Source organism: Nostoc sp. NMS8 (assembly GCF_017115045.1).
GTDB lineage: Bacteria > Cyanobacteriota > Cyanobacteriia > Cyanobacteriales > Nostocaceae > Nostoc.
Genome location: NZ_JABXKK010000050.1, coordinates 52,253 through 72,687, shown reverse-complemented (window position 1 = coordinate 72,687; position 20,435 = coordinate 52,253). Strand labels below are relative to the sequence as shown.

The following is a 20,435-nucleotide window of genomic DNA, read 5'->3' as shown; positions in this document are numbered from 1 at the left end:
TACAAAACTAGCAGCCGAATTAACCGAACTTACCAGCAGTAGAAGCAATCAAGAATGCGGCGTAAGTTACGATATAGCCAACAGTGAAGTGAGCTAGACCAACTACACGAGCTTGAACAATGGACAGAGCCACGGGCTTGTCTTTCCAGCGAACTAGGTTAGCGAGAGGAGTGCGTTCGTGTGCCCAAACAAGGGTTTCAATCAACTCTTGCCAATAACCTCTCCAGGAGATTAAGAACATGAAGCCAGTAGCCCAAACTAGGTGTCCAAACAGGAACATCCAAGCCCAGACAGACAGGTTATTCACGCCGTAAGGGTTGTAACCGTTAATCAACTGAGCAGAGTTAGCCCAGAGGTAATCGCGGAACCAGCCCATGAGATATGTAGAGTTCTCATTGAACTGAGCTACGTTGCCTTGCCAAATACCTAGATGTTTCCAATGCCAGTAGAACGTAACCCAACCAAGGGTGTTGAGCATCCAGAATGTAGCGAGGTAGAAGGAATCCCAAGCTGAGATGTCGCAAGTACCGCCACGACCGGGGCCGTCGCAAGGGAAGGCATAGCCGAAGTCCTTTTTATCGGGCATCAGCTTAGAACCACGGGCATCCAAAGCACCTTTGACCAAGATCAAGGTGGTGGTGTGCAGACCTAAGGCGATCGCATGGTGTACCAAGAAGTCGCCAGGGCCAATTGTCAAGAACAGGGAGTTAGTACCAGCATTGATGGCATCTAACCAGCCTGGCAACCACACGTTAGCGTAGTTGGGCCATGCTGTGTAAGCAATACTATCGGGGTTAGATAGTAAGGTGTCTAAACCGTACAGTACTTTACCGTTAGCAGCTTGGACGAATTGAGCAAATACTGGCTCAATCAAGATTTGCTTTTCAGGAGTGCCGAAAGCAACTACTACATCATTATGTACGTACAAACCAAGGGTGTGGAAGCCCAAGAAAAGGGATACCCAGCTGAGGTGGGAAATAATCGCTTCTTTGTGCTGTAGTACACGTTCAAGAACGTTACCCTTGTTTTGCTCTGGATCGTAATCACGTACCCAGAAGATTGCTCCGTGAGCAAAAGCACCAAGGATCAGGAAACCAGCAATGTATTGATGGTGCGTGTATAGCGCTGCCTGAGTCGTGTAGTCCTTCGCAATAAATGCGTAGGAAGGCATGGCGTACATGTGCTGCGCTACCAGAGAGGTGACCGTTCCCAGAGCAGCTAAGTGAATACCCAGCTGGAAGTGCAGCGAATTGTTATAGGTGTCGTACAACCCTTGGTGAGGCAGGTTGAACTGACCTTCACTGGTGGTACCAGGTACTAAACCGGATTTGGAGTTCAGCATTTCTTTGATGCTGTGACCAATTCCGAAGTTAGTCCGGTACTGGTGACCGGCAACTATGAAAATAACCGCGATCGCTAAGTGGTGATGAGCGATGTCAGTCAGCCACAAAGCTTCTGTCTGGGGATGGAAACCACCCAAGAAACTCAGAATTGCAGTTCCAGCACCTTGCGATGTCCCGAAGATATGTCCAGGAGTGTCAGGGTTTTGAGAGTAAACACCCCAGTTGCCTGTAAAGAATGGTGTCAAACCTGCTGGGTGGGGTGGGGTATTCAGGAAGTTATCCCAACCTACGTGCTGACCGCGAGCTTCGGGGACAGCAACGTGAATTAAGTGACCAGCCCAAGCCAAAGAACTAACACCAAACAAACCTGCTAAGTGGTGGTTTAGGCGATGTTCCGCGCTCTTAAACCATGCCAAGCTAGGACGGTACTTGGGTTGCAAGTGTAGCCAACCAGCGAACAACAGTACAGCTGCGAATAACAGCAAGAACACTGAACCGTTGTACAGTTCGCCGTTATTCCGAATACCGATGGTATACCACCAATGGTAGAGACCAGAGTAGGTAATGTTTACTGGATTGCTAGCGCCCGCTTGGGTAAAAGCTTCGATCGCTGGTTTACCAAAGTGGGGGTCCCAAATCGCGTGGGCGATGGGACGGATGTGAAGGGGATCTTTAATCCACTGTTCAAAGTTACCTTGCCAGGCTACGTGGAACAGGAGGCTGGATGCCCACAGGAAGATGATTGCCAAGTGACCGAAGTGAGTAGCGAAAATCTTTTGGTAAAGATTTTCCTCTGTAATGCCATCATGGGTTTCAAAGTCGTTGCCTGTAGCGATCGCATACCATATCCGACGAGTCGTCGGATCCTGTGCGAGATCCTGGCTAAATTTCGGAAATTTTGTCGCCATAGGTTTAATAAATCCTCTGACCTTTAGCCATCAAATACCAGCGTCTAGAGTCCTGAGTTTTGAGTCCTGAGTTCTGAGTTTTGAGTATTTTCTCAGCACTCAGCACTCAGCACTCCACAACTGATTGCTACCCTACTGAAAGGATGTGTGCGTGGAAGAATGCCCAAGTTGTGGCAATTCCTCCTAAGAGGTAGTGAGCTACCCCTACAGCCCGACCCTGAATAATGCTCAGAGCGCGAGGCTGAATTGCTGGAGCTACCTTCAGTTTATTATGCGCCCAAACTATGGACTCAATCAGTTCTTGCCAGTAGCCGCGACCACTGAACAGGAACATTAAGCTGAATGCCCAGACAAAGTGAGCGCCTAAGAAGAGTAGTCCATAAGCAGATAGCGCGCTGCCATAGGAATTGATGACTTGTGTAGCTTGTGCCCACAAGAAGTCCCGTAACCAACCGTTGATGGTAATTGCACTTTGAGCAAAGTTACCACCAGTGATGTGAGTCACAGTACCATCTGCATCTACGGTTCCCCAGACATCTGATTGCATCTTCCAGCTGAAGTGGAAAATTACGATAGACAGGGAGTTGTACATCCAGAAGAGTCCGAGGAATACGTGATCCCAACCAGACACTTGACAAGTACCGCCACGACCAGGCCCGTCGCAGGGGAAGCGGAAGCCCAGGTTTGCTTTGTCTGGAATCAGACGAGAGCTACGGGCGAACAGCACACCTTTGAGCAGAATTAGGACGGTGACGTGAATGGTGAAAGCGTGAATGTGGTGAATTAAGAAGTCCGCTGTGCCCAAAACAATGGGTGCAGCTGCCACTTTGCCACCAACAGCCAAGACACCGCCGCCAAAGACATAGCTAACTGGTTCTAGGGCATTGGGTGCAGTTGTACCAGGAGCCAAGGCGTGGATATTTTGTATCCACTGGGCAAATACTGGCTGCAATTGAATCCCTGTATCAGAGAACAAGTCTTGAGGACGACCCAATGCACGCATTGTGTCGTTGTGGATGTAAAGTCCAAAGCTATGGAAGCCGAGGAAAATAGACACCCAGTTTAGATGGGAAATAATCGCATCCCGGTGACGAAGCACTCGATCGAGCAAGTTGTTTTGATTCACAACTGGATCGTAATCCCGCACCATGAAGATAGCAGCGTGAGCTGCTCCACCAACAATCAAGAATCCACCGATCCAAATATGGTGAGTGAATATGCACAACTGCGTAGCGTAATCAGTTGCCAAATATGGATAGGGGGGCATCGCGTACATGTGATGCGCGATGATGATGGTCAGCGAACCCAAGAAGGCTAGGTTAGTAGCCAATTGAGCGTGCCAAGATGTGGTCAGGTTTTCGTAGAGACCTTTGTGACCTTCGCCAGTGAAAGGGCCTTTGTGGTTTTCTAGGATCTCTTTAATGCTGTGACCAATACCCCAGTTGGTACGGTATTGATGACCAGCAATGATAAAGAGAACTGCGATCGCCAAGTGGTGATGAGAAATATCAGTCAACCACAAGCCGCCTGTTACTGGGTTCAGACCGCCCTTGAAGGTAAGGAAGTCAGCATACTGACCCCAGTTCAAGGTGAAGAAAGGTGCTAAACCAGCAGCAAAGCCGGGATACAACTCGGTCAACAAGTCTTTGTTCAAGATGAACTCGTGAGGCAAGGGTATGTCTTTGATGGCAACGCCTGCATCCAAAAGCTTGTTGGTCGGTGCGGACACGTGGATCAAGTGACCAGCCCATCCCAAGGAACCAAGACCTAGCAACACTTGTAAGTGGTGGTTGAGAATTGATTCCACATTCTGGAACCATTCCAGTTTGGGAGCGCGTTTGTGGTAGTGGAACCAGCCGGCAAATAGGAATAAGCCTGCTAATACCAAGCCACCGATCGCAGTTACGTAAAGTTGGAAGGAGTTTGTAATCCCCCAGCCACGCCATACTTGGAACAAACCGGAGGTGATTTGAATCCCGTGGAAACCACCGCCGACATCAGCGTTTAAAATGTCTTGCCCGACAATGGGCCAAACAACTTGGGCACTTGGCTTAACGTTTAACGGATCGCTTAACCAAGCTTCGTAGTTAGAAAACTTCGCACCGTGGAAAATCATCCCGCTCAACCAGATGGTCACTACAGCCAGGTGGCCGAAGTGGGCTGAGAATATTTTGCGGGATATCTCTTCTAAATCGCTTGTATGTGTATCAAAATCATGGGCGAGTGCGTGCAGGTTCCAAATCCATGTGGTGGTTTTGGGACCTCTGGCTAAGGATCTGTCAAAGTGTCCAGGTTGCGCCCATTTCTCGAATGAGGTTGGAACTGGATCGTTATCGACGATTACTCTTGCCTTTTTTTCCTCTCGCTCCGGAGGACTTATTGTCATTCGACCTCCTCTCTTGATAAGGAATGAGGAATCATTAATACCACAAAATGAACCATTACCGACTACTCCAGAATTTTACTGAAGCTCCGATGAAGACCCCATGTGGAGAGTTGTTTCTCGTTGAATTATAGAGTCTTCACTTGTACATTGTTAGAGATATTTTAACAATAATTCAAACTTGCCCAAATATTGCTGGAATTCCTGCCTTAACTGGCTTTTAACTTCAAACTTTTTGTCCAAAAGTCAATAGATTATCTATTTAATTTACAAAGGATAACAATTCGTAAGATTTATGGTTTGGCTCTACATAGCCAATGTTCCAGCTTTTACTACGATTACTCATGAACATTTATGTCATCTTTCAATTTTATTAAGTAAAACGCTGTAAGTAATATGACTTTTTTTAAAATCGGGAATGGATATTGGGAATACAGGTATGTGGATTCAATACCTGACTTTTCACGGCATCTGGAAAAAGGAGAGAGACTTTGAATTTTCCCCCTTCCCGCGACGAGTTGGGGGTTAGGGGGTTAAGTTTTTGGTGGACTTTTCACGTTATGTGGAAAGTCAGGGATTCATACCCCCAGAGAATCTTAAAAGAATTTCTTGCCCAATCCCCAGTTCCCAGTCCCCAACTTCATCTGAGAAAAGTTCCAGAGGAATCAGCGCAACCCGTTAAAATTTCCTGAGATACACAAGAAAACCATGCGATATGAGGCAGGTTTCACCTTTTGGGCTATAGTTCCAGATGGACAGTTTGAGCCAAAATAAATCTGTCAATTATCGAAGACTATCACTGGGTACAACACATGAACTCGTGGCTGAAAAGGGTGTTAGAGAAATTTCTCCCTGAGAGGTTCTCGATTCTCAGGTGGGTAATGACATTGGTGCTGGTATTAAGCTTGACCAGTTGCGGCGAGAAAGTCGCTAGCCAGGAAGTATCTACTATCTATAAAGAAAACTCTCCTCAGATTTCTCAAATTTCTAAGCAGTTTTCGGAAGTTTCCCCACCAGATGTTATCCAAGAACTGCGTCCAATTTTGGAAGTTTATCAGCCACAAGTGACAATTGTTACTCCACAGCCTGATGAAGTTTTCCAAAATAATGAAGTTACAGCCAGTTTTCAGGTAAAGGATCTACCAATATTTAAAGATCCACAATTACAACTAGGGCCCCATCTACACGTAATTCTGGATAATCAACCTCATATAGCTGTTTACGACCTGAATCAGCCTTTGGTTTTGCCAGACTTGTCTCCAGGTACTCATACCCTGCGCGTCTTTGCCTCTCGTCCTTGGGATGAAAGCTTCAAAAATGAAGGCGCTTATGCCCAGACAACATTTCACGTTTTCACAAAAACTGACGATAACAATCCAGATTCCAAATTACCTCTGCTAACTTACAGCAATCCTCAAGGTAACTACGGAACAGAACCAATCTTACTGGACTTTTACCTAACTAACGCGCCCCTACATCTCGCCCTGAAGGAAAACGCTAACGAAGGATTTAGTGATTGGCGGATTCGCGTCACAATTAATGGTGAAAGCTTTATTTTCGATCGCTGGCAGGCAGTTTACCTTAAAGGCTTCCATCCAGGAAAAAATTGGGTAAAACTGGAATTTCTCGATAATCAGGGAAATGCTGTCAAAAATGCCTTTAATACCCCAGTTACATTAATTGACTACCAGCCAAAGGGTAAAGATACTCTATCGAGAATTATTAGAGGAGAACTCACAGTAGCGGAAGTGCGCCCTATTGTAGACCAGAATTATAGACCTGTACCTAAACCCATACCTACACCTTCTGTTGAAAAAACACCCCAAATACAACCCAAGGTAGAAAAACAGCCCATTCCTGAAACGAAAATTCCCAAAGAATCCAAAACACAGCCAGAAAAACCAAAATTAGAAGTTCCAACGGCTGCACCATCTCCTAGCTTGTCCCCGACACCAGCAGAAATTATTGAGTCTCCAGAACCACAGCCAACGGTAACGCCAACTCCTGAATCTACGCCGTTATCTGAAAAAGTTGCGCCTAAACCAACAAAACCTAGATTGGACGGATTTTTCAACCGTGGGGCTGGTAAGGTCACTACCCCACAAACACCAGTTACACCATCTCTTAGTTTGCCACCCACGCCGCCAGAGATTATTGAGTCTCCAGCACCAGAAATAATTACGCCAACACCAGAACCACAGCCAACGGTAACGCCAACTCCTGAGTCAACGCCGTTACCTGAAAAAGTTGCGCCTAAATCAACTAAATCTAGATTTAGTGGATATTTCAACCGTGAGGCTGGTAAAGTTCCTACCCCACAAGTAACAGCTGCGCCATCTCCGAGTTTGCCACCCACGCTGCCAGAGATTATTGAGTCTCCGACACCAGAAGCACAGCCAGAGGTAACACCAACTCCTGAATCAACGCCGTTACCTACAACAAAATCAACCAAAGACACTCAACTGCAACTCTTGCGCTAAAACCTCAACAAATGCGATCGCACCTACAGGATTTCCGATATTATCCAAGGCGGGACTGTAACAAGCGATCGCTCCCTCACCTGGTACTATTGCTACAAGTCCACCACCAATGCCTGATTTCATTGGTAGACCAATTCTGACTGCAAACTCGGCAGAAGCTTCGTACAATCCACAAGTTAACATCACAGCATTGACAATTCGGCGGTTTTGTGGTGATATACAGCCATTGTCAAAAGCTAACAGTTTTCCCAACAGGGCTAAATCTTCAACTCGCCCAGACATAGAGCATATTTGCTCGTATGTGTCAAGTGCTATTTCAATATTTTCGAGATAACCGGCTTCGCCAAGATAGTTTGCGATCGCTTCATTAACCTTTGAGCGTGTTAATCGCACTGAAGCCAGCATTATCTCATCTAAGCTTAGTTGGCAACCGGCTAATTGGTTAAGCCATTGACAAAATAAAAAAGTACGTTGATTAGCATCCTTTCCTGGTAACTTATCAGACAAGGTAATTGCCCCACTATTAATCATAGGGTTGCGGGGGCGGCCGCGATCGCTAACTAATTGTTCTAAAGAATTGAAGGGTGCATCCGATGGTTCCACCCCAACCCAGCCAAAAACTGTTTCTGCTCCGAGATGTTCTAGCAGATAAAGTAGGGAAAATGTCTTAATCACGCTCATTAGCGGGAAAACACAAGCTGTATCCCCAAAACTGATGGTTTTGCCCGATTTACAGCAGATGTGAACTGCAAACCAACTAGGATAAGCTTTAGCTAATTGCGGAATGCGATCGATAACTTTTCCGTGTTCGGCTTTATTTTTCGCTTGTTGTACCCAAGCTGACACCTCTGTAGTCGTTAGTCTGTCAAGTCTTTTCAAAAGTGATATCCGCTAAAACCATTTCTAGTTTATAAACTCGTTGTAATATTTTCTATCGCTACTGATGGTGGATTGATAAGAGTTAACAGTATATCGACAACTTCACTAAAAGAAGCTGCACTCTTTAAATTTGCTGATTCTACATAACCAAATCCATAGGAGGCGTGAATAAAATCAACCCCTGCTTTCATAGCCGCTAATCTATCACTTTCTGTATCTCCAATATAAATTGCCTTTTTCAAGCTATTACGCTGACAGATTGCAATAATATTTTCAGCCTTAGGTTTTTGAGTTCTGCCAAAACACTCTGAGTCTACAAATATATCCCTAAAAGTTTTGTTTGTATTATTAGTATTTAAAGACATAGAAAGAAATACCTGTAAGTACCAATATTCACAATTGCTGACTAAAAACAAGGGAAACTGACCGGACAAAGTATCTAAATATTCTAAAACTCCTTTGTATAAAGTTCCACCTCTAGTTTTTATCTCTTGCTTTTCACAGTCTTCTATTAAAAGAGAAAATTTATCAATATTTCCCTCTTCTATGTCTGAAAAAATATTTTTTATGCACTCTATAAATGGAAGACCACTTACCCCATTAATATCATCCTCAGTAATAGGAGTTCTCGGAATATTAGCAATCTTAATTGCTTGATTCCAAGCATCTGCACATATACTAGATATATTCCAAAGAGTTCCATCTAGATCAAATATTACCCCAAGCATATATAACTCCTAAAAGAAACTAAGCAATTTCAATCCCTATACTACTAGCAGTCTGTCAATAAATAATTGATGAATAAATTTTCTGTAGAGACGGCGATTTATCGTGTCTCTCTAACCGTGGGAATTAAAGGGACAGACTACTAGCCAATATCAAACTCAGATTTCAAAGCATATCTATTTGACCAATCTTGATGAATATATTTAACAACACTATCTTCTATATTTGAACCAATTAATAATGTCGCGTAACGCTTGAGTTTCGCATCTGCGTTAGCAACTGCAATAGCATGATTAGCAATCTTGAACATTTTTATGTCATTAATTTGATCGCCAAAAACTACAATCTCACTTTCCTGTAATCCATAATTTTCTACCAGAGTCCGAATAGCTTGGCCTTTTGTCGCTTTGCAGTCATGAATTGTTAACCAATACCATCCTGGAGAGTATTGGTTTTCCATCAAGTGTGTCTCTACGTTAGTTTCATGTCTTTCAATAATCGCGCCTTGAAGTTCGAGTAATTCGTGTGCGTGACCAATCACTGTTAAACAAACAATTTGATCGCTAAAAGAAAGCGTCAAATCTTCAATTGATCGCAACCTTCGGTCTTTGCTGGCTAGGCGATCGTTAATATGCCAAATCATTCCATCGTTCATTACATCTTTATAGTAAACACAATCTTCCGTGCCATTAAAACTAGATATAAACGGAACACAACCAAACTCCAAGATAAGTTTGTAGATGCTTTCAACAACAGAAGGACAAATAGAGTTGATGATTTCATGTCTACCAGAATCTAAATCAGAAATAAAAGCACCATTAAATTCGATAATTGGGAGACGAAGATTCAAATCTTTCAGAATAGCCTGCATAGAAACAACGCTACGCGCACTAGCTACAGTAAACTGGAGTCCTTGATGCAAGAGTTCAGAAAGGATTTTTTTGCTGAACGAAGAAAGAATTGCATTATCTCCAAGCAATGTACCGTCTAAATCGGAAACATAGAGAGTGTTCATAAACTTTAGCTGACATTGATTGAGAGGATAATTATACTTTAAATTATGATAAATCGATAGATGTACTGTAATATAGAAGAATGAAATTTGACTATTTGCAGACTTTAGTTTAAGTAATCTAAGAGGATGTTTTAAAAGTTTTCTTCTCGGTAACAAAACGTTCTAGATCCCCCCTAGCCCCCCTTAAAAAGGGGGGCTAGGGGGGATCAGTTAGTGCCTAAAATCACGGCTAACCACTTTTCAAACAACCTATAAGGCATTGTCTACCTTTTATTGTGTATAAAGACAGTAAAATCTGCATAAAAACCCCTCTGAATTTAAAGTTAAAGTGATGAGCTAACTTTAGCAAAGGATACTTTATGATTCCCCGTGTTAGAGCGCCAGAATTACCACAAAATTACTCTTGGCTAAACACCGATAAACCTTTATCTATTAAAAAACTCAAAGGTAGAGTCGTAATCTTAGACTTTTGGACATACTGTTGCATCAATTGTCTGCATATTCTGCCAAATCTAAAATATTTAGAACAAAAATATAAAGATAGTCTTACTATTATCGGCGTTCACTCTGCCAAATTTGAAAATGAAAAAGAAACAGAAAATATCCGCCAAGCTATTCTGCGCTACGACATTGAACATTCAGTTGTAGTTGACAGAGGTTTTCAGATTTGGCAAGAGTATGCTGTGCGTGCTTGGCCAACATTAATAATTATTGATCCAGAAGGTTACGTGATTGGTCAGATTTCTGGTGAAGGAAACCGTGACACTTTAGACGAGTTGATTCAAAAGTTAATTCAACAACACCAAAATAAAGGCACAATTAATTTCCAAGAAATCAGCTTGACTTTAGAAAAACAACGACAACCATTAATCACACCCCTAGCTTTTCCTGGTAAAGTTCTAGCTACTCCAACAGGTTTATTCATTGCTGATTCTGGACATCACCGCCTAGTTATGAGTAGCTTCGACGGAGAAATTCTACATTTAATGGGTACTGGAAAACCCGGATTAACCGATGGTGCTTTTAACGAAGCGCAGTTTTTTGCACCCCAGGGAATGGCTTATGATGCTGAAAATCAGATTCTTTATGTTGCTGATACAGAAAATCATACCCTGCGGCGAGTTGATTTAAAGCGTCAAGTTGTGGAAGCGATCGCGGGAACTGGTGAACAAAGCCGCAATATTCATCCTCATAGCGGTGCTGGTTTAGAAACCGCGCTGAATTCCCCTTGGGATTTAGTAAAAGTGGGAAATATTCTGTTTATTGCAATGGCTGGGCCACATCAAATTTGGCAAATGGATTTGGAAACCAGCATCATCAAAACTTATGCTGGTACTGGTGCAGAAGGGTGTATTGATGGTTCACTTACCGAATCTGCCTTTGCTCAACCTAGCGGTATTACTAATAATGGACAAGAGTTATATATTGCTGACAGTGAAGTTAGTTCAATTCGCGGTGTGGGAATTGTAGAACCGTACCAAGTGCGAACTGTTTGCGGTAGTGGGAGTTTATTTGGTTTTGGTGATATAGATGGACAAGGTGAAGATGTCCGTTTACAACACTGTTTAGGAGTGGAATATGCTGATAATTTTCTGTGGGTGGCAGATACCTATAATCATAAAATTAAATTAGTTAGTCCCAGTACAGGGAATTGTCAAACAGTTTTAGGAGATGGTTCTGCTGGTTTACAAAATGGCAAAGCTAAGAATAGCCGCTTTTTTGAACCTTCAGGATTGAGTGTTTTGAGTTCACATTTATATATTGCTGATACTAATAACCATGCTATTCGCCGTGTAGATTTGAATACGTTTGAGGTGACGACGCTGCAATTTCCAGGTTTATGTGCGCCGGATGTTTGTATTCCGCAGAATTTATAGAATGATAACCTCACGCAAAGATGCAAAATAAAGCTCTGTGTCTGCGCGTAATTTTGCAAAAATCCAGAGGCTCAGATCCCCGACTTCTTGAAGAAGTCGGGGATCTTTTTGTTCGTAACTTATTTAGGAATGTTGTTGAGCGATCGCTAGATAAATACTCAACAATATTTTTCTACAAGCTACTTAAGTATTTTCACTAACTTGATGTAAACAAAATTGCATAATAAGCTAGGAGTAAGCTTAAATTATCAAGCCATTATTGTCCACTCTAAATTGACTACATTGATATGAAGAATAAATTCATTACTCTAGACTGTGATGATGTTGTACTTTTAGAGAAAGATACTTTTAAAGTCAGCAGATTAAAGGAATTAGTTCAGGAACAGATTTACAGCAAGTGGGAACGTCATAGTGCTTCTTATTTATACTCACTTCAAAATGCTAACACTCAAATTTCTGAATTTTTCAAGCAACTATCTGTTAGTCAAGAGATTATCAAAATAGATGAAGTTAAATTAAATTTAGTTATAGATTGCCAGATACTTAAAATTAGCAGTAGAGGCTGGCAAAAAGGCAAACTAAAAATTAAAATATATATATCAAATGCCACTATAGATAAATATAGATTATATCTGGAATTTTATCCTGATGAATCTGCTAAACCTGAATCTTCTTTAGATGATATTCGTAAAATGATAGAAGCAACATGAATATTATCCTTCATATCACGAAACGCGAATAATGGTAATAAGCAAAAAAATAGGCTGCGATCGCACTGATTGACTCGTTTCTAAGAGAGAATTTATAAAGTAAGTCTTAAGTAGGCTGTATTACAGCTTTAGCCTCTGGATATGAAATTTTTAAGAATAATCTTGTAGAGCGATCGCTTGTATGCAGTTAGTAATTTTTGATATTGATGGTACACTGACTAATACCAACAAAATTGATGAAAATTGTTTTGTACGTGCTTTTGCACTTGAATTTGGTATTTTTGGTATAAATACAAACTGGGCTGAATACGCATACACCACGGATTCTGGAATTACCCAGCAAATTTTCCAAGAAAAATTAGAACGTCTTCCTTCAAATGAAGAGTTAGTCAGACTCAAAGCACGTTTTGTTAGTCTACTTCAGGAAGCATTTATCAACAACCAAGATTTATTCAGCGAAATTTCTGGTTCTGCAAATGTATTAGCTAAGTTGCAGTTAGAATCTGATTGGCGCATTGCGATCGCAACTGGTGGTTGGCGTGAATCTGCTAAACTAAAACTTCAAAAATCTAACATCCAAATAGAAGGTATTCCGTTGGCTTCAGCTAATGATGCACTTTCACGAGAAGATATTATTAAAACAGCTATTATCAAAGCAGAGAATGCTTATCAAGTTGAAAATTTTCAGAAAGTTGTTTTTGTCGGTGATGGTGTTTAGGATGTAAAAGCAGCCTATAAGTTGAATATTGCCTTTATTGGAATAGGTGATAATAAATTAACAAATGTAGGCGCTACCCAAGTAATTAAAGACTTTACAAATTTAGAAGATTTTTCGAAAATATTACAATCCGCAGAAATTCCTAGATTTCCTATGAATACTATCCTCCACATTACCAAACGCCAACAATGGGAACAAGCAAAAAATCTCGGTAAATATCGTGCTGATTCGTTAGAGAGTGAAGGTTTTATACATTGCTCAAAATCAACGCAGATACTCAAAGTTGCTAAGAGGTTTTTTGATAATCAAAAAGAATTGGTAGTACTTTTTATTGATTCGGAAAAAGTACAAGCTGAAATTCGCTATGAACCTGCTGAAATAGGCGAATTATTTCCTCATATTTATGGTGAGTTAAATATTGATGCTGTGTATCAGGTGATTGATTTTGAAGCTGGGGAAGATGGTTTATTTGAGTTGCCGCAAGAAGTTATAGATTTAGAATAAAGTAGACAAGCTTAAAAGGTTGTTTGAAAAGTGGTTAGGTGTGATTTTAGGTACTTATTGATCCCCCCTAGCCCCCCTTTTTAAGGGGGGCTAACTTCTTAAAGTCCCCCTTTTTAAGGGGGATTTAGGGGGATCTAAAACTTTTTGCTACCAACAACAGGACTTTTCAAACATCCTCTAAGTGAACTGTATTGGAATTTAAGCGATCGCTTTTTGGCTAGGGCATTTGCTACATCGAATTTTCCCAAATTCCCTTTTCGCTCATGTGAAACTTGAGTAAAAATGAAATTATTTAACAACTAACATCAGATGGTTACTCTTAAACTCAGACAAATTCGAGTTCCACCAGGGCAAAGAATAATACTGAAAAATGTGAGTTGGCAAGTATTTGAAGCAATTCTCAACGAGTTAGGAGAGCATCGCGGGAGTCGAGTAGCATACAGCCAAGGAACGTTAGAAATTATGGTTCCATTACCAGAACATGAGCGATCTAAGGTAATCATCGGAGACTTGGTGAAAGCTTTGCTAGATGAACTCGATCTCAATTGGGAATCTTTAGGTTCAACTACCTTTAAGCGAAAAGAGATAAGTGCAGGTATTGAACCCGATGATTGTTTTTGTATTCAAAACTATAAGCTAATGATTGGGAAAGATAGGATCGACTTAACTGTTGATCCTCCTCCTGATTTGGCGATTGAAATTGATGTCACCTCTAAAACCCAAATTAGTGCCTACGAAGCTTTGAGAGTACCTGAAATCTGGCAATATGAAAGCAAAAAGCTAGAAATTAGCTTACTGCAAGGTGAGCAATATGTGAAGTCTCTCATCAGCCCCACATTTCCTACTTTTTCTATCACGGAACTCATTCCCCAGTTTGTGCAAATGGCGCGAACTACAGGAATGAGTTCAGCCCTTAGAGCGTTTCGACAATCGGTAAGAGAACAAATACAAGACAGTCAAGCCGAATAGAATTCGCCTTTATACAAACTCTCATCCGTAAGGTAGAATCAAGCTTTTGCTTGTGTAAACGCAGTTTCTAACTCCTCTTTTAAAGCATTTCCGCGCTTTACTTAAAGAAGGGGAATTAATCTAGAGCAATTGTGACTGAATTTAATTTACAAATCCAAGAAAATAGCGATCGCTTGTCTTCTGTTATGGAGGATGCAGCACCTAGCCTACTTCCCTCCAGTAATACGATACACTGCGTCAATACTAAAGGTGATCGCCTCGACCGCTTCCTTTCCCAAGAATTACCAGATTTATCTCGTTCCCGCATCCAACAGTTAATTGAACAGGGTAATGTGCAACTTAACGATCAAGTCTGCACATCTAAGAAGATCAATGTCAAGTTAGGCGATCGCATCACTCTCGAAATACCAGAAGTCCAACCCTTAGAATTGCTTGCAGAAGATATCCCTTTAGATATCCTCTACGAAGACGACCAGTTACTTATTCTCAACAAACCCGCAGGTTTGGTTGTCCATCCTGCACCCGGTCATCCAGATGGCACTTTGGTAAATGCTTTATTGGCACACTGTCCCAATTTACCAGGAATTGGCGGAATCCAACGTCCAGGAATCGTCCATCGATTGGATAAGGATACAACGGGAGCGATCGCGATCGCTAAAACAGATATTGCCCATCGTCATTTACAAGCGCAACTCAAAGCTAAAACTGCACGGCGAGAATACTTAGGTATAGTTTACGGTGCGCCAAAAACTGAAAGTGGCACTATAGATTTACCCATTGGCCGCCATCCCCAAGACCGCAAGAAAATGGCGATTATACCCGTTGAACAAGGCGGTCGAGTCGCCGTCACTCATTGGCAAGTACTAGAACGCCTTGGTAACTTCACTTTAATTCACTTTCAATTAGAAACTGGACGCACGCATCAAATTCGCGTCCACAGTGGCAAAATGGGACATCCAATTGTCGGCGACCGAGTTTATAGTTCTGGCCATTCAGTAGGAGTAAATTTGCCCGGTCAAGCACTCCATGCTTGGCGACTAAAATTACAGCATCCTCTATCTGGGGAGTTGATTGAAGTGACAGCGACTCCTCCCGCACACTTTACAAAACTTTTGGAGATGTTAAAAAGACGAACTACGCTTTAAGCCCATCCACACCAGAAAGCAACGCCATTTCACATATCATTAGGCATAAAAAAACCATACCCCATGCCCAATGCCCCATACCAATTAACAATTAGCGTGCATCAGACATGGGATAGAGTCTGTTTCACTAGTTATATCTAAATGAAACTCCTACATAACCCAAGACTTATGCACGCTATAAAATAATCAATCAAGTGGATGTACTAGTCAGCCACCGACCAAAAATTGTTATTTAATTCCTGACAGTTGCCGATAAGGTACAGACTTTTCGATATCAATGTTGAATGACGAGATCCGTTGTGGCGGATTGCCAGTTGGATTGATACTTTGTGCCAAAGCTAAGAACAAAGCTGGATCGCCAGCCTTGGGCTTTTGCTCTTGTGGAAGGAATCTGCGTACTTCTACCTGCCAAATAATTTGGGGGAAACCCAGTTTGGTACGGTGGTAATCTTCGTATCGCGGAGATTTAATGTTGAATGGCAACTCACCCGCAGATTGAGATGGCAGTATCCGACGGCGCTGATAAGGCACTGTGGAGTATCCAAAATTGCTCAGGTACTCTTCAGTGTTGAGTACTTCATCAACCAAGCCGACAATACCCTTGGTCGCAACTACAATTGACCAAGCGATTTTTTCCCGCTCGTTGTATGGGTCGCGTCCTAGAACCCGCTGGATTACTTGCTCAACAAAGCGATAATTATTGTTGAGGTCGTAGAAGCTTCTCTTAAAGGTATTAGAAAGCAACAACCCACGAATAAAGTCCCGCACTGTAATTTGTCCATTACGGAGTTGGGACTCTAAATATGTTTCGCGATCGGCAGCAAAGGCATGAAAGAAAATTTGACGATATGCAGCTTCAATCAGATCGCCTAAATCTGATGGAGACAGAATATTGTCTGTAGTAAAATTCCTGGGCTGTTCATCACCCGGCACTTCATAAGCAGCTACACGCTGGTTTTGACTTGAAGGTTCATATTCTAACAGAGGAATTGGCACTCTAAAGCCTCCATGTTCTTAATTAAAGTTAACAACTTTTAATCACATATTAAAGGAGTAGTTGGATCAGAACCTCAGAATTCTGATAAAATTTCACGAAACTTAACTAAGAGTGATTTTCAGGATTCGGATGAAATAATGATTAGTCTGCTAGATTCAACCATAGCTAATCAATAAACCGAGTGGGGTTTCCAGCTTAAATAACTACGTGAATCACTAAACAAACTTATTCACATATTTTAGATTAGGAGATTCAGTTTCACCTTTTTGAACTAGAGCAATAATTTTTAACATTTAGCAAAAGAAATTAATGGGGAATTGGGCATTGGGTAGGAATAATACGGCAGTTTTTAAGTAGATAAGGTACAAAATGTAAGACTCAAAATCAGACATAAAGAGTTTCTACTTACTGCTCCCTGCTCCCTGCCCCCTGCCTCCTTCCTCCTACCCCCTCAGCGACCTATCCAAAATTCCAGGGGATCTATGGTTGATTTACAGTAAGGCCAGCTACGCAAAGTTGTTTCCATTCCTGTCTCCCAGTAGGGTGGTTCCAATCCCAGCCCTAAACATAAATGAGATAGGATGCTAGCAAACTGCTCATTGTGACCAAAGTCTCCTAGATGGGCATGGGCGTATTCATGGACGACTACACCAAACCAGTCTTTAGGCGCAACTCGACCGACATCTACCAAAATAGTGATTGGGTTTGTGAGAATGTTGCATAGCCCATCTATGCCGAAGGATTGAGCTATGGGTACTGCAAAAATTTGGATGTGGCGACGCTCTTGGGGATGAAAGCACTCATGACAAAACTCCAGATAAGCGTTGATCTGAGCGTTTACGGTATTAATATTCTCGCCGATCCAAGTGCAAATGGGGATGCGATCGCGCAAGTTATCAAACACATCCACCATACCCGGCTCTAGAGCAAGTCTCTGTACTAGATGCAGATAATCTTGCCCACGAGTAAAAGCATCACTCTGGTTGAGATAATTCACCACCCCAACACTGAATAAAACTGTCTTTTTTCTAGAACATCCTGCCCTTGTTTGGATGCTACCTGTTCTGTGCTGGAAACATCAACAGCAGCATCAATCCGGGTTTCACTACAAAACGATGCTGTGCTAAAGCCGCCAAACCGTTTGACTGTACTGGTTCGCATTCGCATATTTGGGCTGGCAAACCAGAATCGCTCAATGGAACTCATTGTTTCGTATTCGGTTGTCAACACTAGTCCATCTTCATTATCCATGTGAAAAAGACCGACTACAGGCACTATTTCGGCGTAACCTCTTTCGCGGAGTAATTTTCCTTGCCTGGGGTTATCGCCATCAGGCACGATCGCAAATATGGTTTTCCCTTGATGATTTTCCTCACCTTCTCTATCCCAAGCCATAGTGCCTAGCCAACGCACGCGCGAACCACCTATTGAAAGGCTGGGGTCAATCTCGTGGTACTGGCACAATTCTATGATTTCGGGATGGTCGGCATCAAGAGTTTCTACCTGTATATCCGATTCTCCTATCTCTGAGCGCTTGAACGCCAGATGATGAGTTGCACGTTGCGATCGCCACTTACCAGCACTTAGCTGAAAAAATTCCATTGCGTCTATCAATCTTCTGACTCCTACTTATTACTCCTGCGGACGATGTTTACCTTGTTTTTTCTTTTTAGAGTAGTTGGTATATAAACATTCTAAACATTACAGCGATTTAGTGGTCAGCTTCAATAAACACCCTAGAAAAGGAGGGACAGAGGTATTGTCATGTGATTGTAAATTTTTATAAGCGTTATTTGTTATAGCTTGACAATGTAGACATTTTAGTATCTGAGTGCTAAACTAGTACAAAGCGATCGTCTTCCACTAACACTAAATACCCTTCGATTCAGTCAATCACAGGAGTGAATGATGGACTTTCCAGTAGAATTAACTTTAGAACAACAGTTTCGCTTACAAAATTTGAAAGACCAGGTAAAAAGTTTGAGTCAACAAGAGGCTCAAGAATTTTTACTAGAAGTTTTACGGCAGATGATGGTGAAAGATAATTTGGTCAAACATCTCCTAAAGCAAGCTTGATCGAGTAAAAATAAAATTTTTTCTTTGTAAGACTTACGCAATGGCAGATTTCCATTGAAATGCGTAAGTCTTAATTTTTTGGGAATTGGGCATTGGGCAATTAGAAAGAAGCTTTATGTGCAGGGGCAGGGTTTCTTAGTAGAGAGTAAAACTCTTCTTCCTTGCTCCATGCTCCCGTGCTGATTCTTTAGTGCCTATGCTCAATTCCCAAATTAAATATTACAGATTATTACTTTGTCTCTCATAGTAAAGACTAGGGTACTGTTGATCCCCTATGTTTTTGTTTGGCTACTCACAGTTAACCTGAACGAGAACAAGCCAAAAATAATATCCGCCATTTGTGAATATTAAGGAGAACTCATGGTTCTTGATGCTTTTTCCAGAGCTGTAATTACAGCTGATGCCAAAACCGCTCCTATCGGTGGTGCTGACTTGGCAGCCCTGAAGTCTTTCATTGCTGAAGGCAACAAGCGCCTTGATGCTGTAAATGCGATCGCCAGCAATGCTAGCTGTGCGGTTTCTGATGCGATCGCTGGGATTGCTTGTGAAAATACTGGCTTGCTTCAAGCTGGTGGTAACTTGTACCCCACTCGTCGGACTGCTGCTTGTTTACGTGATGCTGAAATCATTCTGCGCTACGTAACTTATGCACTATTGGCTGGTGATTCTTCTGTATTAGATGATCGCGCTTTGAACGGTTTGAAAGAAACCTACACAGCTTTGGGCGTACCTGCCTCTTCTTCTATACGTGCTGTTCAAATTCTGAAGGCGATCAGCGTCGCTCACATCACCAACACCAACACTGAAGCTAATGCTGGTAAGAAGTTCCGCAAACTGGATACTCCTCAAGGCGACTGCTCTGCTCTAGCTGCGGAAGCTGCTAGCTACTTCGATCGCGTTATTTCTGCTCTGAGCTAATTGCTAATCCCTAACGGCTAAAGCCTATTAGTCAAGCTAACTGAAATTACAACTCGATCAAATCTAATCTGGAGTAAAAAAAGCAATGAAATCAGTTATCACTACAGTTATTGGAGCTGCTGATGCAGCAGGTCGTTTCCCAACTACCTCCGATCTAGAATCAGTTCAAGGTAGCATTCAACGTGCTAGCGCTCGTCTAGAAGCTGCTGAAAAGCTGGCTTCTGGTATCGATAACGTAGCTAAGGAAGCTTATGATGCTGCCTTCAAGAAATATCCTTACCTCAGCCAAGAAGGTGAAGCTGGCGACACTCAAGTTAAGAAAGACAAGTGCCTCCGCGACATCAAGCACTACCTACGCTTGATCAACTATAGCTTAGTTGTGGGCGGTACTGGCCCTCTGGATGAGTGGGGTATTGCAGGCGCTCGTGAAGTTTATCGCTCTTTGGGTCTGCCAACCGCTCCTTATGTAACCGCGTTGACTTACACTCGCGATCGCGCTTGCTCTCCTCGTGACTTGTCTCCTCAAGCTTTGGGTGAGTTCCGCGCTCTCCTCGACTATGTAATCAACTCCCTGTCATAGTGACATGGGTTGACTAGACGAGCGATAGTCATACTCTAAAACTTAGGGACTCTCAGTCTGTTGCTTTGCCTATATCTGGTTGAGTGACTGACCAAGAGTCCCTCAGTTGTTAGTAATTCGTAATGACGCTCGCGGACTCGCTACCGCTACGCTAACGTAATTCGTAATGACGCTCAAGGTCTCGCTAACGTAATTAATGATTGAACT

18 protein-coding genes are annotated in these 20,435 nt (G+C 42.2%); 10 read left to right on the top strand and 8 right to left on the bottom strand.

Translation table 11 applies throughout. The features are described from left to right. Positions 1-19: 19 nt before the first annotated feature. Both psaB and psaA read right to left on the bottom strand, forming a co-directional pair. Positions 20-2,251, bottom strand: a complete 2,232-nt coding sequence (gene psaB / locus HWQ39_RS09105) for a photosystem I core protein PsaB (protein WP_292843574.1) — start codon at positions 2,249-2,251, stop codon at positions 20-22. Between the two features lie 127 nt (positions 2,252-2,378). After that, on the bottom strand, positions 2,379-4,637 hold the full coding sequence (gene psaA / locus HWQ39_RS09100; protein ID WP_292843573.1) for a photosystem I core protein PsaA: 2,259 nt from the start codon (positions 4,635-4,637) through the stop codon (positions 2,379-2,381). Between the two features lie 809 nt (positions 4,638-5,446). Between psaA and HWQ39_RS09095 the strand changes: the two genes are divergently transcribed. Beyond that, positions 5,447-7,114: a hypothetical protein gene (locus HWQ39_RS09095; RefSeq protein ID WP_292843572.1), complete on the top strand. Its 1,668-nt coding sequence runs from the start codon at positions 5,447-5,449 to the stop codon at positions 7,112-7,114. Here the strand turns inward: HWQ39_RS09095 and glsA are convergent. From glsA to HWQ39_RS09080, 3 genes are all read right to left on the bottom strand, one after another. Next, complete coding sequence (gene glsA, locus HWQ39_RS09090) at positions 7,079-7,993, bottom strand: glutaminase A (protein WP_292843571.1); 915 nt, start codon at positions 7,991-7,993, stop codon at positions 7,079-7,081. The two genes, HWQ39_RS09095 and glsA, sit on opposite strands and share 36 nt — an antisense overlap. Positions 7,994-8,022: 29 nt before the next feature. Continuing rightward, positions 8,023-8,721: an HAD family hydrolase gene (locus HWQ39_RS09085; RefSeq protein ID WP_292843570.1), complete on the bottom strand. Its 699-nt coding sequence runs from the start codon at positions 8,719-8,721 to the stop codon at positions 8,023-8,025. Between the two features lie 140 nt (positions 8,722-8,861). Continuing rightward, positions 8,862-9,734 (bottom strand): HAD hydrolase family protein, encoded by an 873-nt coding sequence (locus HWQ39_RS09080; RefSeq protein WP_292843569.1) that lies wholly within the window; start codon positions 9,732-9,734, stop codon positions 8,862-8,864. Positions 9,735-10,093: 359 nt separating this feature from the next. Between HWQ39_RS09080 and HWQ39_RS09075 the strand changes: the two genes are divergently transcribed. The 6 genes from HWQ39_RS09075 (at position 10,094) to HWQ39_RS09050 (ending at position 15,657) form a co-directional block, all read left to right on the top strand. Beyond that, positions 10,094-11,611 carry a thioredoxin-like domain-containing protein gene (locus HWQ39_RS09075; protein ID WP_292843568.1) on the top strand — a complete coding sequence of 506 codons (1,518 nt, stop codon included), beginning with the start codon at positions 10,094-10,096 and terminating at the stop codon, positions 11,609-11,611. A 287-nt stretch (positions 11,612-11,898) separates the two neighbouring features. Next, positions 11,899-12,321 (top strand): KGK domain-containing protein, encoded by a 423-nt coding sequence (locus HWQ39_RS09070; RefSeq protein ID WP_292843567.1) that lies wholly within the window; start codon positions 11,899-11,901, stop codon positions 12,319-12,321. Between the two features lie 181 nt (positions 12,322-12,502). After that, positions 12,503-13,039 carry an HAD family hydrolase gene (locus tag HWQ39_RS09065; protein WP_292843566.1) on the top strand — a complete coding sequence of 179 codons (537 nt, stop codon included), beginning with the start codon at positions 12,503-12,505 and terminating at the stop codon, positions 13,037-13,039. A gap of 153 nt (positions 13,040-13,192) precedes the next feature. Further along, complete coding sequence (locus tag HWQ39_RS09060; protein ID WP_292843749.1) at positions 13,193-13,543, top strand: DUF952 domain-containing protein; 351 nt, start codon at positions 13,193-13,195, stop codon at positions 13,541-13,543. 309 nt (positions 13,544-13,852) lie between these two features. Further along, positions 13,853-14,512, top strand: coding sequence for a Uma2 family endonuclease (locus tag HWQ39_RS09055; protein ID WP_292843565.1), 660 nt, complete (start codon positions 13,853-13,855; stop codon positions 14,510-14,512). Between the two features lie 131 nt (positions 14,513-14,643). Beyond that, positions 14,644-15,657 carry an RluA family pseudouridine synthase gene (locus HWQ39_RS09050; protein WP_366932242.1) on the top strand — a complete coding sequence of 338 codons (1,014 nt, stop codon included), beginning with the start codon at positions 14,644-14,646 and terminating at the stop codon, positions 15,655-15,657. Positions 15,658-15,885: 228 nt separating this feature from the next. Here HWQ39_RS09050 and HWQ39_RS09045 read toward each other — a convergent pair whose 3' ends face one another. The 3 genes from HWQ39_RS09045 to HWQ39_RS09035 all read right to left on the bottom strand — a co-directional run bounded on the left by HWQ39_RS09045 (position 15,886) and on the right by HWQ39_RS09035 (position 18,265). Further along, on the bottom strand, positions 15,886-16,653 hold the full coding sequence (locus HWQ39_RS09045; protein WP_292843564.1) for a phycobilisome rod-core linker polypeptide: 768 nt from the start codon (positions 16,651-16,653) through the stop codon (positions 15,886-15,888). 452 nt (positions 16,654-17,105) lie between these two features. Further along, entirely contained in the window at positions 17,106-17,651 is a 546-nt protein-coding gene (locus HWQ39_RS09040; RefSeq protein WP_292843563.1) for a hypothetical protein, read from the bottom strand. Continuing rightward, positions 17,648-18,265 (bottom strand): phycobiliprotein lyase, encoded by a 618-nt coding sequence (locus HWQ39_RS09035; RefSeq protein ID WP_292843747.1) that lies wholly within the window; start codon positions 18,263-18,265, stop codon positions 17,648-17,650. The genes HWQ39_RS09040 and HWQ39_RS09035 overlap by 4 nt, the downstream gene beginning before the upstream one ends. A gap of 294 nt (positions 18,266-18,559) precedes the next feature. Between HWQ39_RS09035 and HWQ39_RS09030 the strand changes: the two genes are divergently transcribed. The 3 genes from HWQ39_RS09030 (at position 18,560) to HWQ39_RS09020 (ending at position 20,228) form a co-directional block, all read left to right on the top strand. Further along, positions 18,560-18,730 carry an NblA/ycf18 family protein gene (locus tag HWQ39_RS09030; RefSeq protein ID WP_012410163.1) on the top strand — a complete coding sequence of 57 codons (171 nt, stop codon included), beginning with the start codon at positions 18,560-18,562 and terminating at the stop codon, positions 18,728-18,730. Between the two features lie 360 nt (positions 18,731-19,090). Next, entirely contained in the window at positions 19,091-19,648 is a 558-nt protein-coding gene (locus tag HWQ39_RS09025) for a bleomycin hydrolase (RefSeq protein ID WP_179068457.1), read from the top strand. An 85-nt stretch (positions 19,649-19,733) separates the two neighbouring features. Next, positions 19,734-20,228 (top strand): bleomycin hydrolase, encoded by a 495-nt coding sequence (locus HWQ39_RS09020; RefSeq protein WP_292843562.1) that lies wholly within the window; start codon positions 19,734-19,736, stop codon positions 20,226-20,228. Positions 20,229-20,435 lie beyond the last annotated feature (207 nt).